Source organism: Desertivirga xinjiangensis (assembly GCF_024436435.1).
Lineage (GTDB): Bacteria > Bacteroidota > Bacteroidia > Sphingobacteriales > Sphingobacteriaceae > Desertivirga > Desertivirga xinjiangensis.
The window spans coordinates 332840-346690 of sequence record NZ_JAFMZP010000002.1 but is presented as its reverse complement, the minus strand read 5'-3'; the positions used below and the strand labels follow the sequence as shown (position 1 = coordinate 346690).

Annotated in this window: 12 protein-coding genes; 7 read left to right on the top strand and 5 right to left on the bottom strand. The window is 40.9% G+C overall.

Annotated elements, in window-relative coordinates; all coding sequences use genetic code 11:
- Positions 1 to 109: 109 nt before the first annotated feature.
- The 4 genes from J3P37_RS06280 to J3P37_RS06265 all read right to left on the bottom strand — a co-directional run bounded on the left by J3P37_RS06280 (position 110) and on the right by J3P37_RS06265 (position 4672).
- Complete coding sequence (locus tag J3P37_RS06280) at positions 110 to 646, bottom strand: hypothetical protein (protein ID WP_256010210.1); 537 nt, start codon at positions 644 to 646, stop codon at positions 110 to 112.
- 138 nt (positions 647 to 784) lie between these two features.
- Positions 785 to 2248 (bottom strand): hypothetical protein, encoded by a 1464-nt coding sequence (locus J3P37_RS06275; protein WP_256010209.1) that lies wholly within the window; start codon positions 2246 to 2248, stop codon positions 785 to 787.
- Between the two features lie 812 nt (positions 2249 to 3060).
- A complete protein-coding gene (locus tag J3P37_RS06270) occupies positions 3061 to 3591 on the bottom strand; it encodes a hypothetical protein (protein ID WP_256010205.1) in 531 nt (176 codons plus the stop codon).
- A gap of 28 nt (positions 3592 to 3619) precedes the next feature.
- Positions 3620 to 4672 carry a helix-turn-helix transcriptional regulator gene (locus tag J3P37_RS06265; RefSeq protein ID WP_256010204.1) on the bottom strand — a complete coding sequence of 351 codons (1053 nt, stop codon included), beginning with the start codon at positions 4670 to 4672 and terminating at the stop codon, positions 3620 to 3622.
- A gap of 106 nt (positions 4673 to 4778) precedes the next feature.
- Here J3P37_RS06265 and J3P37_RS06260 point away from each other — a divergent pair, with 106 nt between their 5' ends.
- From J3P37_RS06260 to J3P37_RS06230, 7 genes are all read left to right on the top strand, one after another.
- Positions 4779 to 6218 carry a 3' terminal RNA ribose 2'-O-methyltransferase Hen1 gene (locus tag J3P37_RS06260; RefSeq protein ID WP_256010203.1) on the top strand — a complete coding sequence of 480 codons (1440 nt, stop codon included), beginning with the start codon at positions 4779 to 4781 and terminating at the stop codon, positions 6216 to 6218.
- Complete coding sequence (locus J3P37_RS06255; protein WP_256010202.1) at positions 6215 to 8770, top strand: polynucleotide kinase-phosphatase; 2556 nt, start codon at positions 6215 to 6217, stop codon at positions 8768 to 8770. Before J3P37_RS06260 ends, J3P37_RS06255 begins: the two co-directional genes overlap by 4 nt.
- 66 nt (positions 8771 to 8836) lie before the next feature.
- On the top strand, positions 8837 to 9598 hold the full coding sequence (locus tag J3P37_RS06250; protein ID WP_256010201.1) for a nucleotidyltransferase domain-containing protein: 762 nt from the start codon (positions 8837 to 8839) through the stop codon (positions 9596 to 9598).
- Positions 9595 to 10674 carry a DNA polymerase beta superfamily protein gene (locus J3P37_RS06245; protein ID WP_256010200.1) on the top strand — a complete coding sequence of 360 codons (1080 nt, stop codon included), beginning with the start codon at positions 9595 to 9597 and terminating at the stop codon, positions 10672 to 10674. The genes J3P37_RS06250 and J3P37_RS06245 overlap by 4 nt, the downstream gene beginning before the upstream one ends.
- A 216-nt stretch (positions 10675 to 10890) precedes the next feature.
- On the top strand, positions 10891 to 11811 hold the full coding sequence (locus J3P37_RS06240) for a hypothetical protein (RefSeq protein ID WP_256010199.1): 921 nt from the start codon (positions 10891 to 10893) through the stop codon (positions 11809 to 11811).
- A 271-nt stretch (positions 11812 to 12082) separates the two neighbouring features.
- The gene (locus J3P37_RS06235; protein ID WP_256010198.1) at positions 12083 to 12307 is read left to right on the top strand and encodes a hypothetical protein; all 225 of its coding nucleotides are present in this window, start codon (positions 12083 to 12085) and stop codon (positions 12305 to 12307) included.
- Positions 12294 to 12686 (top strand): type II toxin-antitoxin system VapC family toxin, encoded by a 393-nt coding sequence (locus tag J3P37_RS06230; RefSeq protein ID WP_256010197.1) that lies wholly within the window; start codon positions 12294 to 12296, stop codon positions 12684 to 12686. Before J3P37_RS06235 ends, J3P37_RS06230 begins: the two co-directional genes overlap by 14 nt.
- 85 nt (positions 12687 to 12771) lie before the next feature.
- Here the strand turns inward: J3P37_RS06230 and J3P37_RS06225 are convergent, their stop codons facing one another.
- A complete protein-coding gene (locus J3P37_RS06225) occupies positions 12772 to 13851 on the bottom strand; it encodes a PorP/SprF family type IX secretion system membrane protein (protein WP_256010196.1) in 1080 nt (359 codons plus the stop codon).

The following is a 13851-nucleotide window of genomic DNA, read 5'->3' as shown; positions in this document are numbered from 1 at the left end:
TTAAGGGGAAAATGAAAAAGGGTGTGGAAAAGTTCTCGTCGCTACTTAGGAAATCAGAATATGCATTTAATTTATTATTGCTTTAATATAATCCGGGAACAACGTCGTTTCAGCCTACTCGACATGCAGGATTAATTTGTGGAAGAACAGTTGGCTCATAAACGAACTTTTGCTCGTAACGAGTGCCAACAAGATCGGAGTACTTGATTAAAATATTACTATAAACATTGTGAAACTCAGTATACATTATCTCTTCATTAACTTGTTGCTGGTCGTATGCAAAGTTGAAAGAAACAAGTTCCTTTGGTAGCCATATTTTTGCTACTTGCAAGTCAGGAAGTCTAAATGTTATCAATTCTGAGCAAAATTCAATTACTATTTCTAAATTTTTCATGCAGTTCTTCTGCACTTCAAATTGCACCTGTTGTTGGACAAGATTTTGATCATCCCATTCGTAATTAGTAAAATTTATCTGATCCTTGAACACTAAAAATGGCATAAGCTCCATTCTATGTAATTCAATCTGCATTCTGGCTAGCTCCAACTGAGATTGAGTTGCCTTTTCTTGTTCTCTAAATGTCTTTATCACATAATATGCACCAATACCTGCAAGTGCTAAGCTGAAGAAAGATAAAATTGATTGCATAATATCCGTCCATGATGCAACAGACTCATTGAAATTGAATAAAAACTGAAACACTTTTTAGTTGAGAAAAAGAGATTATAAAATTTGTGATTGTAGTTTAACGAGGCGTTGGTAAAATTTTACTCGTGCGGTTGAATTTTATAAATTAAACATATATCCCAGTGACATGTAAGCCCCTGCTTTAAACCTCGATACCATAACATCAGCCGGTTGAGTACTATAGACGGTTGTCTCATCATAGACATTACTTAATACGTCCACATATCCCATACTTAGACCGAAATCAATGAGAAACTTGTGCTTGTACCCAAATGCCGCACCTGTCCCTATTAAAGCTCTTGGCTTAATTTTATTAGTTACAGTTACTCCGGGGCCAAATCCAAATTGCCATGAGACATTGTCTTTTATGGCAACTCCAAATCGTAGCATCACATTACTACCGAATTCAAATTTACCCGGTTGCTCCCCGGATAAGGAATAAGTTGTATCTGTTGCCGAAACAGTAGTCTTTGTTGAAAATGCCTTGTTATGCAATGTGCTTACGAAGATTCCGCTACTTAGGGCGACATAGGAGCGTTTTGTAGTCGGAAAAGTATATGTCGTTTTGTACGCAGGCAGGTAATTATCATCTCGCAACGGTTTTATCTCCAAAGTTAGGGTTGTTTCGTCTTTGCTGAATTGCAAAGGTAAACTGGAATAAGTGCTCGAATTGTTGTTTTCAAAAACAATCAGAGGTTTCACCATTCCCAGTACTATCGAATCACTCAAACTTGCTTTGCCCTTTTCCAAAACTTTTGAAAATTCTGCATACGCTTTCCGTGCTAACGAATCTCGTTTGATTAAATCCCTATCTCTTAAAATCACGCTGCGTAAACTTCTTAAATTCTGACTATAAGTATTATATTCCTTTACAAGATCCCAATTTATCCTGTTAAGATTATCCCGCAGCGTTTTACTGTTATCCAAGATGTCCGAAATTACTGGTTTGTTTCCCGATAATTTCAAATAGGATTGCGAATTTTTATCTTTTATCAGATAACTCATCGCGACTTTACCTGCATCGAGCTTTAATGCATCAATAGAATCTTTTTGTACCAGCAGTAATTCATACTGCTTGTCTATATATGCTTCGAATAATCCAATTTCCACATCTGCACGCAATGGAGGCGCTAACAGATTTTTTTGCAGAGTCCCACTCTTATGCGATGAAAATACTTTCATGTCTATTTTAAATTGAGGGTCGTTGATCGCGTTGACAACCTTACTTGAATCATAAAGCGATGATAAAACAGCATTTATGCCACCGCTTGCTCCTATATCTTTAACTAACGTGGCAAGAGTTGTGATATCGAAGGTACCAAACCCTGGAAAAGCAATAGCTTTCTGCGTTACCGAATCAACATTATTGATAATTACTTTATACAGGTTCAAATCCACTCCATTTACGACTACCTTATATGTTTCACCAAGTTTTATTTTTTCGACAGAAACATCGACCGTTAAGGTTTGACTTGTGACATTATACGTAATATTACCTACCTGACCATTTACATAAGATGGCAGAAAACAGCATAGAGCCAAAAACGAGATAAAAAACTTCATACGTAAAAAGGTAATTTTTCTCTAAATTATATCAATTTTAATATTCGCAAAAATAAATTAATAGAATTTTCAAAATCTTGCTGCGACCATACACTAATTGAACTATTTAGATTATTTGGCTAACCGGTTAGACAGATAAGCCGAAATACAAGCTTTGCTAAGGCCACCACGCTTTATGCAATTGAAAGGACCTTCTCCTTTCTATAGAAAAGAGGAAATAAGGAAAATAGCAGAGAGGTGCTTAACTTGGTCAAATCATCCTTTGGTTCAGACACGATGAGAAGTATATTTGAGTTTTTGCGAGCACTATTTAAAGGAGAAGAAGCTGAACTAACCATGGAGTTTCGATGGTGGGACATTATGGCATTTTGATTATCCTGATCTTAATAAACAAAAAATTCCATATGTTTTTCGCTCGATAATGACGCTATCCGCTGGCAATTGTGCTTTTAGAGTGACTGGAAAGAATAGAGCTAAGAACCAGGCAATAAATATATTATGATTAAAACAAAATGAAAGCTTATTGAAGTGCTGCATCTTTAATTTTCGAAGAGGTTTGCAATCCAGACTGCCAGCATGATTAAAAGACCGAGCAAAATAATAGTGATAATTACCCCTTGTACAATGCTGCCAAACCGTGTTTTGGGCTCAGGCTGGGAGAGTATTTCAAATAATAGTTCTATTCCTTCAAACATTGGGATAAGGGTTCAATTCATATTCAGGTAAGTTATCAGCTAATTATCTGATCTGTATAAAATGCAACTTTCATGGCTTTCATGAACGACTGCCTTTTGAACTTCAAACTCGACATTCTAAATTCGTTCATTTAACAGTTTCTGTGCTGCAATTTTTGCTTCCTTGACAAACCTTTTATCTTCAATTAGCTCCTGAAGCTCAATAACGGTTTTGTGCATATATTTAGTTCTGAACTTGGCAATCTGTGTTTCGTCGGGCACCTTATCGGCTTCATTTTCTTCCGGGCCTTCCAATCTACTTTTTACGAGGCGATAGTTTAGACCAAGATACATTAGTGCAATGCCTGCAGAGAGAGGCTGAAATGGAATAATGAAGACAAATGTATAGGTGGTAGACGTAAAACTCAGGATTCCGAGAAATCCGAGAAAAACAGTTGCTATGCTTAGGTACTTAAACTGTCTGCGAGCAAAAAAATATGTTGCGATACAAATTGAAACTGACAGGATTGCGAATAAGTTTGCCGTCGAAAATTGTCGCTTATAGGCTGTTCCATCTATCTCAATCGGATGCATCAGGACGTCATAAATTGTCCATAGACAAATTATTGCCAGCACTAGCATTGGGAAAAGGTTTTTATGTTTTATCATTTATAAGCTGATTGTTTTATTCGTCTTTTTAGCCAAAAATTGAAGCCTCCCTTCCCTCTTCATCAGTATTCAGATAACACTCCAGCGCTTCGGCCAGATTCTCCTGAATTCGTTTTACCAAAATTCTCGGTCTCAACACTTTTATCCTGCACCCGAAACCCAGTAATTCCCTTTCCAATTCGTAATTTAAAATCACCCGGATGGAGAATACCTTTCCTTCAGGATTTTTATCAATTAATTTCTGGGTATGATGAAGTGGCTTAGTAATAACATAGGGAGCATTTTTATGATCGATTTGAAAAACGACTTCGCAGTCCGCTTGTCCGGGAGTTTTCGTCACACCTATAACATCAGAATAGTAAGTGCTTAGATCGAGCGTTTTATTTTCTCTGTACAACTCATTCGATGCGATCTCTAGACCTTCAATTCTGTCAAGCGCAAGCGTTAAAAGCGGACTGCTTTTCTGATGCGATTCACAAAGAATGAACCAGCGATTCCGGTATTCCTTCAACAAATAAGGACTTATACAGAATGTACTTGCTTGTCTGGCTTTAAAGGACTGATAAGTGATGCACAGTACGACTTGTGAGATAATGGCTTTCCGAATGATTTCAATATGCTCAAGCCCTTTCAGATTATCATTCTTTTCAAACTCAATCGCCGAGATACCCGAAGTTTTTTGTACGTACACCTTATTTTCGAGTTTACTTACCATTTCTGTAACGTCAGAAAAATGGTTAAAGCCTTTAAACTGTTTCAACAGGTCCGCTACTTCAGTAAGCACCTGCAGATCCTGATCAGTAAGGGGAATATTGGTTATGCTGTAATTGCTATCCGAGTAGCTGTAATACTTTTTGTCGGTAACAACAATTGGCGCATTATAACCTAGTTTATTACTGCGCATGGTTTCCAGATCTGCCTGAACCGTTCTCCGGCTTACCCCCTTATCTATTCCCTGGTATTCATATAAAGCATCCGAACAAGCATCTATGAGGTTCTCCAGTGTCCACTTTTTATACTTGTTCCGAAGGCAGGTGTCAATGGTTCGGTAACGGATAAGGGCATTACGGTTAACGGGCATGGAAATTTTTTGAGAAAAATAGTAAATAATTTTTCACTGCGCAAAAAGACTGCGCAGCGGCTTGGTTACTTTGTACCGTTAAGTAAATAAATATTGTTATTAAAATATGTTATTAACCATTACCAATCGTCACAAACCCGCTACTGATCTTAGCTTTTTGCTGCATAAGCATCCGGCAAAGATTCAGAGTGTCGAACTATCAAATGGGAAGGCACACGTGTTTTACGAACGCGCAGATGATGAAGAATGCACTGCTGTGCTTTTGTTAGATATTGATCCGGTAGGACTTGTAAGAAATGACGGACCCAAAGGAAATGATTTTGCGCTGGAACAATATGTTAATGACCGGCCGTATGTTGCCAGTTCGTTTATGAGTGCAGCCATTGCAAAGGCTTTTTCAACGGCGCTAAACGGCAGATGTAAAGATAAACCTGAATTGGTAGATAGGCCCTTTTCCCTGGAAGTGAAACTGGCTGTATTGCCGGTAAAGGGTGGCGAGGATTTTTTGAGGAAGTTATTTGAACCATTGGGATATACCCTTAACGTAACCACACATCTTCTTGATCCGGCATTTCCTGATTGGGGACAAAGCAGGTATTATACGCTTATCCTTAAAAATGAAATCACTGTTCAGCAATTACTGTCTCACTTATATGTTCTTATTCCAGTTTGCGACAACGACAAGCACTATTGGGTTACGGAGCATGAAGTAGAGAAGTTGCTGGAAAAAGGGAAAGATTGGTTGGATACTCATCCCGAAAAGAAAACCATTGTAAGGCGATATCTGAAACACCAAAGATCATTGGCAAATAAGGCTTTGGAGGTGCTGGTAAGTAAAAACGAAGAGGATACAGAATTGCTTGACGCTGATTTTGATGCAGGGCTTGACGCAGGGCCGGCAGATGAGGCTGAAAAGGTTATTCGGATTCACGATCAGCGTTTAATTGCTGCTAAGGATGTTCTGCTACATGCTGGATGCAAACGTGTGGTAGACCTCGGTTGCGGAGAAGGCCGTCTGATGAAATTACTTTTGGCTGAAAGAGCGTTTGACTATGTGCTCGGCATGGATATCAGTTACCGGTCTCTGGAAATAGCGAAGGAACGCTTAAAACTTGAACGGTTTTCCGAAAAACAACTAAGCCGTGTACGCTTGATTCAAGGATCCTTAACCTATCGGGATAAGCGAATTGAAGGTTTCGACGGAGCGACATTGGTAGAAGTAATTGAACATCTCGACCAGCCAAGATTAACCGCTCTGGAAAGAACAGTATTTGAGTTTGCAAAACCGGCAACAGTTGTGATTACCACTCCTAACGCCGAGTACAATATTCGGTTTCCCGATTACAAAGAAGGGAAAATGCGCCACTCCGATCACCGCTTTGAATGGACACGGAAGGAGTTTGAAAGTTGGGCAAGTGCTATTGCAAGCAAGTATTCCTACGACGTGAGCTTTAGTCCCGTGGGCGAAGTAGATGTTGAAGTAGGGGCTTTAAGTCAGATGGCAGTATTTAAATTAAAAACAGAAAAGGAGGAATTCTTATCATGAGAGATAATAAAGTAATCAAGGTTCCGGAGTTGTCATTAATCGTACTGATCGGAGCTTCAGGATCAGGGAAATCTACGTTTGCGAGGCAGCATTTTAAGGAAACTGAAATTGTTTCGTCTGATAAGTGCCGCGGAATGGTAAGTGATGACGAGAATAATCAGGTTGTTTCTTCGGATGCCTTTGCACTGGCAAGATATATCACTTCTTTACGGTTGAAGAATAGCCTTCTTACCGTAATTGATGCAACTAATGTACAGGACGATGCCAGAAAAGATTGGATAAAGTTAGCCCGCGAGTATCACGTTTTACCCGTAGCCCTGGTTCTGAACCTTCCTGAAAAGGTTTGTACGGAAAGAAATGCACTGCGATCCGACAGAGACTTCGGGAAACACGTTATTCCTCAGCATATTTCGCAGCTTAAGCGTAGCCTTAAAAAGCTTAAACTGGAAGGTTTTCGCCATGTGATTGAACTGAAGAGCCTGGAGGAAGTGAATGCCGTTACTGCAATTGCCCGCGACCCCTTATACAACAATAAAAAGAATGAAAAGGGACCGTTTGACATTATCGGCGATGTGCATGGCTGCTACGATGAACTGGTCGAGTTGCTCCACAACTTAGCCTATGTGCATAACGGCAACTTTTACGCTCATCCGGAAGGAAGAAGAGCGGTGTTTCTGGGAGACTTAGTGGATCGTGGACCTAAAACGCCTGCTGTGTTAAAACTAGTGATGGAAATGGTGGAAGCGGGAACTGCTTTGTGTGTACCTGGAAATCACGACATTAAATTAGTCCGCTGGTTGAATGGTAAAAACGTACAGGTAAAACACGGGCTTGCCGAATCTATCGGGCAACTTTCAGCAGAAACGCAGGAATTTAGAGATAAGGCAAAAGTCTTTTTGGATGGACTGGTGAGCCACTATGTTTTAGACGAAGGAAAGCTGGTTGTTGCTCATGCCGGATTAAAGGAAAATATGCAGGGAAGAGGTTCTGGGGCTGTCAGAGAGTTTTGCTATTATGGAGAAACCACCGGAGAGATAGATGAATTTGGTTTACCGGTAAGATATAACTGGGCAGCGGAATATGCAGGCAAAGCGATGGTTGTTTACGGTCATACGCCGGTTCCGTTGCCTCAATGGTTAAACCGCACGATTGATATTGATACCGGTTGCGTATTCGGGGGGGCGCTTACTGCATTACGATATCCTGAAAAGGAGCTGGTATCGGTTAAGGCTGCAAAGGTTTATTGTGAACCAGTTCGTCCTTTGCTTCCCGAAAAGCAATCTAATCTTAGTTTGCAGCAAGAGAACGATGATGTGCTGGATATTGCGGAGTTAATTGGCAAACAAATTATAGAAACAAAATATGCGCACAATGTGACCATCCGCGAGGAGAATGCCATTGCAGCATTGGAAGTAATGAGCCGGTTCGCGGTAAATCCTAAATGGTTAATTTATCTTCCACCTACAATGAGTCCATGCAAAACCAGCGAAGAGGGTGACTATTTGGAATACCCTAGCGAAGGTTTTGAGTATTACAAGAATGCCGGTGTAAAGAGAGTGGTATGCGAAGAAAAGCACATGGGTTCAAGAGCGGTTCTGATTGTCGGCAAAGATGAAGGTGTTATTGAACGCGTTTTCGGAATCAGAGATGAAGGAATTGGAACGGTGTATACCAGAACAGGTCGTGCATTTTTTAATGAAAAGGAAACCGAGCAAGCCCTGCTAAACAGGATGAATGATGCTTTAGTCGCATCCGGATTCTATGAAAAGTTTGAAACAGACTGGGTGTGCCTGGATACCGAGTTAATGCCATGGAGTGCAAAAGCACAGGCTTTGCTTGAAACGCAATATGCCTCGGTAGGTGCCGCTGCTACTCATGCTTTAACGGAAACTTTAGCTATTTTAAATGCGGCTTTAGAGCGTAATCCTTTGCTTGCGGAATTATCTGAAAGATATAGTAATAAGCTGGATCAGGTTTCAAATTATAAGAGTGCTTATGGCAATTATTGCTGGAACGTAAATAAGCTGGAAGATTACAAAATTGCGCCATTTCATATTTTGGCTACAGAAGGCAAAGTATGGACAGAACAGAACCACGAATGGCATATGGAAACAATTAAATCTTTCTGCCTTAAAGACCCGGCCATCTTGCTGGCTACGCCTTATCGCATTGTTGATCTGGAAGATGCAGACAGTGTAAATAAAGCAACAGAATGGTGGTTGTCATTAACAGGAAAAGGCGGCGAAGGAATGGTGATCAAGCCTTATGATTTCGTTGAACGCGATAAAAAAGGCCTGGTACAGCCAGCTGTTAAAGTTCGGGGCAGGGAATATCTTCGAATTATTTACGGACCCGAATATACCTCGGAAGAAAATTTGACAAGGTTAAGATCACGCAGCTTAAATGCGAAAAGATCACTGGCCATGAGAGAGTTTGCTTTGGGTGTGGAAGGGCTAGAAAGGTTTATCCATAAAGAGCCTTTGAGAAAAGTTCACCAATGCACTTTTGGGGTACTGGCATTGGAGAGTGAGCCTGTCGATCCGAGGTTGTAATCAAACACGGCGTTAAACGGAGCTTGTGATTCAAAAAAAAACAAGCTCCAATTTAAATTATTCACAATGCGATCAACAATAATTAAAAAGCTTGAAGAGCTAGAGCTTGAGCACAACACACGTATACTTTATGCCTGCGAGTCTGGCAGCCGGGCATGGGGATTTGCCTCTCCCGACAGCGACTATGATGTCCGTTTTATATACGCTCGTAAAACTGAAGATTATCTCTCTATAGCTAATGTAAGAGACGTACTGGAACTGCCCATTAATGAGGTTTTAGACATCAGTGGTTGGGATGTTCGAAAAGCGCTTCAACTTTTTCTCAAATCGAATGCACCACTATATGAATGGCTTCAATCACCAATAATATACCGGGAAGACAAAAACTTCAAAGAAGAGCTCATGTCGCTTGCATCTAAATACTTTTCACTTAAGGCAGGAGCAAATCATTACCTCTCCATGGCAGTTAATATCATTAATACCCTCGGGAACGATTTGGGAGAAGAACAAGTTAAACTCAAGAAGTATTTTTATGCGTTGAGGCCTGCCCTGGCTTGTTTATGGATCATTACAAAGAGAGAAGTACCACCAATGGAGTTTGAAAAACTAAGGGCTCTAGTTGCAGATAACGTTTTACAAACTGGTATTGATGAACTTTTACAGCTTAAGCAAGTATCCGGTGAAAAGACATTCATAGAGCCGAAAACCGATCTATATGAGTGGCTTCAAGAAATAACAGAAAAATGTAAACGCCAGGTTGCTCTTCTTCCCTCGGAAAGATACGCGACGGATGAACTCGATGGCTTGTTTAGAAAACATATACGATGATGACTTTCGAATCCCTGCATCAACAAAAAGATCACCTGCTTTTAAACTGCATCAGCGGAAGCAAGGCTTATAACCTTGCTCTCCCCTCTTCAGATACCGACAAGAAAGGAGTCTTTATTCTTCCCAAAAGGCAATTATTTGGATTTGAGCAAGTTCAACAGGTGAGTAATCAGAGTAATGATGAGGTGTATTTTGAGCTGAAGCGATTTCTGGAGCTACTGCTAAAAAATAACCCGAACATTCTCGAACTTTTAAACACTCCTAAGGATTGTGTTCTTTACAAACACCCTTTGCTGGATTTAATTAAACCGGAGGACTTTCTTTCCAAGCTATGCCTTGAAACTTTTGCGGGATATGCAGCCAGCCAGATAAAGAAAGCCAGGGGACTGAACAAGAAGATCAATAAAGCTTTTGAGTCTGAACGCCGAAGCGTACTAGATTTCTGTTATGTTGTCCAGGGGAGTGGAAGTGTTGCGTTAAAAGAGTGGCTGACGGAACACCAATTCCGACAGGAAGAATGTGGGCTTTCTAAGCTGCCTCATTTTAGAGATGTCTATCTGCTGTATCATCAGCATCAGTTAAAGCAAGGAGAGAAACTGTTTGGAATTATATCGGGCAGTAATGCCGACGACGTTCAGCTTACCTCAGTGCCAAAAGGGATTGAACCCTTGGCGGTAATGAATTTTAACAAAGATGCCTATTCTGTTTATTGCAGGGAATTCAGGGAATATTGGGACTGGGTAAACAAAAGGAATGAGATACGATATCAAAGCACGCTTTCTCACGGCAAAAACTACGATGCAAAAAATATGATGCATACCTTCCGTCTGCTTGCAATGGCCGAAGAAATAGCGCAATACAAGGAAGTACGCGTTCATCGTCCTGACAGGGAGTTTTTATTAAAGATCAGATCAGGAGCATTTGAGTACGATGAACTGATGGCGATGGTAAAGGAAAAGCTGGAGGAAATCAAATCAATTTATGAGCGATCGACCCTTCCGGAAGCTCCTGATGCAGCTCATGCCGAAGAATTACTTATTTGGATAAGAGAGGAGTTTTACAAGGTTTGGAAGTAAAGGTGAATATTTACTTCTTGACGATTGCCAGTGCGAACCGAATACATTGCCTGCTCCAGTATGGGGCCCACCGATCCCGAAGCTGTTGGGTTTAGCAAGTAGTTCTCCGATTAATCTGTTCCTGCCGGAGGTTATGGTAGTTTTTGTTTTTTGTTGGACGTATTTACTCATCATCAAAAAAACTTACACATTTGCAGGATTAAAACAATTGAACAAATGGCAGGTGCAAAAGATATCCTGGAAGAGTTTTTCAAAGCCTTTCCTCAAGCGCAGACCGGAGAGTTATCTCTGGAAGAATTGAATGAGCTAATGGCGAAGTTCCAGCATAAACTGAACGATAAACCGGAGCCCGACTTTGACGGTCTTAGTCCAACGCAGATGCACCTGCTCCTGAACATGCCTTTTAGCAAGGGTTGCCCCATCATTATCCCTTTCAGTTTGAGCGACGACCTGCTGCAGCAATGTCCTATCCTCGTTTTATCGGACCTTCTGCTGTCGGAAATCAGGAAGGCGGGAAAAGTAAAACTTACTTCGAAAGGCAATTTGCCCGTGGCCCTGTGTCAACTTCTATACGACCAAAAGGTGATTGAATACAAATATATGGATCTTATCAAAAAGGTCATCGAGGAAAACATACCATATATCACTCCTCTTAAGCTTTTCCTCCAAACCGGGGGATACATTAAGAAGAGGAACAATCAGCTATCGATAACCAAAAAAGGGGAAGCATTTTTGAATGGCCCCGCTACAGACCGGTTTAAAAGCCTTCTTTTATTTTTTGCCAGGGAAATTAACTGGATGGTTTTTGCACCGTATCATGAAGCTCCTACTGGTCAGAACGGCTGGGCTTACACGCTTTACCTGCTTAGAAAATACGGAGATAAGCCGCAGCCCGGTACATTTTATTCTGATATGTTGATGAGGGCCTTTGATAACGATCTTTGGCAGCACAGAGGTGATAAAAATTATGCTGCCGCAATAGAGGAGTTTCACTGGGCTTTTCAGTACCGCTTCTTCGAGATATTTGCCACCTGGTTTGGTTTTACTCACGTAACTGACTCGGAAAAGGTCTCTTATTTTACTGAGTATTGGACTTTGAAATCTTCGCCTCTCTGCCGGGCGTTGTTTAGGATTTAAGTCCGTCATGGTGCTCCATAACACCTGTTTGTATCTTTAAAAAATTATTAAGGTAGCAGAGGTTGCAGCATTAACAAAGGAGAAATCCTGTGCTGCCGCGGCGTTATACTTTGGGCGCGTACAGAGTCGGCTTGTGCACCAGATGAACGCTGTCCAGAACACAACAAAATTATTTATCTTTGTAATCTAAGTTAAATATGAAACGTTGTACTGGAACGTTGTTGCAGTACATGTAATTTTGGTTAACTTACCACATCAAATTAATAAAACGATGTTTACTGAAGCGCGCAGATTAAATCTCATCGAAAAAGTACTTAAAGTGAAGAACGAAAGTATATTGATTGCTTTAGAAAATGTACTTAATTCATCAAAGCCTGAGGAAACTAAAAAGTCGATCCATGACTTCGTAGGCTTTCTTTCAAAAAAGGAAGCTGATAACATGCGGACGGCGATAGCAGAATCCTGCGAAAATATTGATGAAAATGACTGGAAATGATTTCCTGATCGATACGAGTATCATTGTTGATATTTTCGGAGGTAATACGGAGTTTGCAGATAAACTTTCAGACGTTAATAGTCTTTATATATCATCAATTGTCTTGGGTGAATTATATGTTGGTATCAATCGGGTAAGTAACAAAACGAAGCATTTAAAGAAGCTCCAGTCATTTTTAGATTTATGCACAGTCCTTCCTGTGGATGATAAAACAGCAGATTATTTTGGTCAGATTATGGCATCATTATTCAAAAAAGGCAAGCCAATTCCCACCAACGATGTCTGGATTGCCGCCACTGCTAAGCAATACGCTCTTACCCTGATAAGCAAGGATGCTCATTTTGCTTTGGTTGATGATCTGTTGCTCTATTCCTGGTGATATCTTGTCGGCCAATAAGCCCTTCTGAATTAAAAACAGGATTAACGGGAAGGCTGAACGTAAGCAACATTAGAACTGACAACCTCTAATAGAAATCATAACACCGTTTTCCAAAATTATACCGATTACCCAAGCCTCCTCCATTCGATGCTCTGTTCGGAAAAGTTGTTTCCCAGGTTATTGCGCCTTCCGTGCTTCCTGAGGTATTGGTATAGTTTAGTTTGGAAGTGGTGGCGTCATGGCTGATCCCTAATCTTACTTTATCGTAAGAATCTCTCCTGTTAAAAATGTCGAGGATGAGGGAGACCACGATAGCATCCTGACGACTCCCTTCTCCCCTATACCACAAACCAACGTTCATTCTGCGGTTCTTTAACTGGGCGCCTAAGCTGAAGGATTGTGCTTGTCCCTGCTTATAAAAAAGCACCGAGGGGATCAGCACCGGGCTGTTTTCATCGTCATAATAATCGAGGTCCAGGCGATAGCTGGCATGTCCGTTGTAACGGATGGGAAGTTTCGCCTTCGAGCCTGTGAAGGATTCGTCCGGCTGATTTAGATGCTGTGCTGCTGCTCCTACCATAAACTTTCCTACGACCAGGTTGGCGCCTGCTCCGGAGTCGAAGAACAGGCGATTGTTCAGGGTTAAGAGATTGGCCGACGATTCGCCATCAAGGATAATACCGTTCCTGTCTAGCTGGTCGCCAAAAACGAGCTTGCTTTCATCGATCCGGCGGTTGGTCACTCCCGCCTGTATCCCTAAAGATAGTATCGCATTATTAAAACCTACACTATACGAATAGATCCCTGAAATATTGTTTTTCCTCAGGTAGGCGGTTCCCTCACTGCTGCTGGTTGCCAGTAAACCTATCCCTCCGTTGAACTCGGGAATGGCATAATCTGCTGAGAACGAATAATAGGTTAAGGGCCCTGAAATATTGGTCCATTGGTTCCGGTAGATCATATTGAGACGCAGATCGCCTTCGAACTGCCCGTTTAAAGCGGGGTTGAGATAATTGGGGGCATTGTAAAACTGCGAATAAATATGATCCTGTGCGTAAAGATTATTTAAGTTTAGGCTTAGCTGCTGCAGCACTAGTATTGCTTGTATGCACCCTATTAATCTTGTTAATCTTATAAATCTTATAACTCTAATTCTTCTGCTCAT

Coding starts and splice junctions, on each gene's coding strand:
- J3P37_RS06280 (WP_256010210.1), bottom strand. CDS start 646: ATGCAATCAATTTTATCTTTCTTCAGCTTAGCACTTGCAGGTATTGGT.
- J3P37_RS06275 (WP_256010209.1), bottom strand. CDS start 2,248: ATGAAGTTTTTTATCTCGTTTTTGGCTCTATGCTGTTTTCTGCCATCT.
- J3P37_RS06270 (WP_256010205.1), bottom strand. CDS start 3,591: ATGATAAAACATAAAAACCTTTTCCCAATGCTAGTGCTGGCAATAATT.
- J3P37_RS06265 (WP_256010204.1), bottom strand. CDS start 4,672: ATGCCCGTTAACCGTAATGCCCTTATCCGTTACCGAACCATTGACACC.
- J3P37_RS06260 (WP_256010203.1), top strand. CDS start 4,779: ATGTTATTAACCATTACCAATCGTCACAAACCCGCTACTGATCTTAGC.
- J3P37_RS06255 (WP_256010202.1), top strand. CDS start 6,215: ATGAGAGATAATAAAGTAATCAAGGTTCCGGAGTTGTCATTAATCGTA.
- J3P37_RS06250 (WP_256010201.1), top strand. CDS start 8,837: ATGCGATCAACAATAATTAAAAAGCTTGAAGAGCTAGAGCTTGAGCAC.
- J3P37_RS06245 (WP_256010200.1), top strand. CDS start 9,595: ATGATGACTTTCGAATCCCTGCATCAACAAAAAGATCACCTGCTTTTA.
- J3P37_RS06240 (WP_256010199.1), top strand. CDS start 10,891: ATGGCAGGTGCAAAAGATATCCTGGAAGAGTTTTTCAAAGCCTTTCCT.
- J3P37_RS06235 (WP_256010198.1), top strand. CDS start 12,083: ATGTTTACTGAAGCGCGCAGATTAAATCTCATCGAAAAAGTACTTAAA.
- J3P37_RS06230 (WP_256010197.1), top strand. CDS start 12,294: ATGACTGGAAATGATTTCCTGATCGATACGAGTATCATTGTTGATATT.
- J3P37_RS06225 (WP_256010196.1), bottom strand. CDS start 13,851: ATGAGCAGAAGAATTAGAGTTATAAGATTTATAAGATTAACAAGATTA.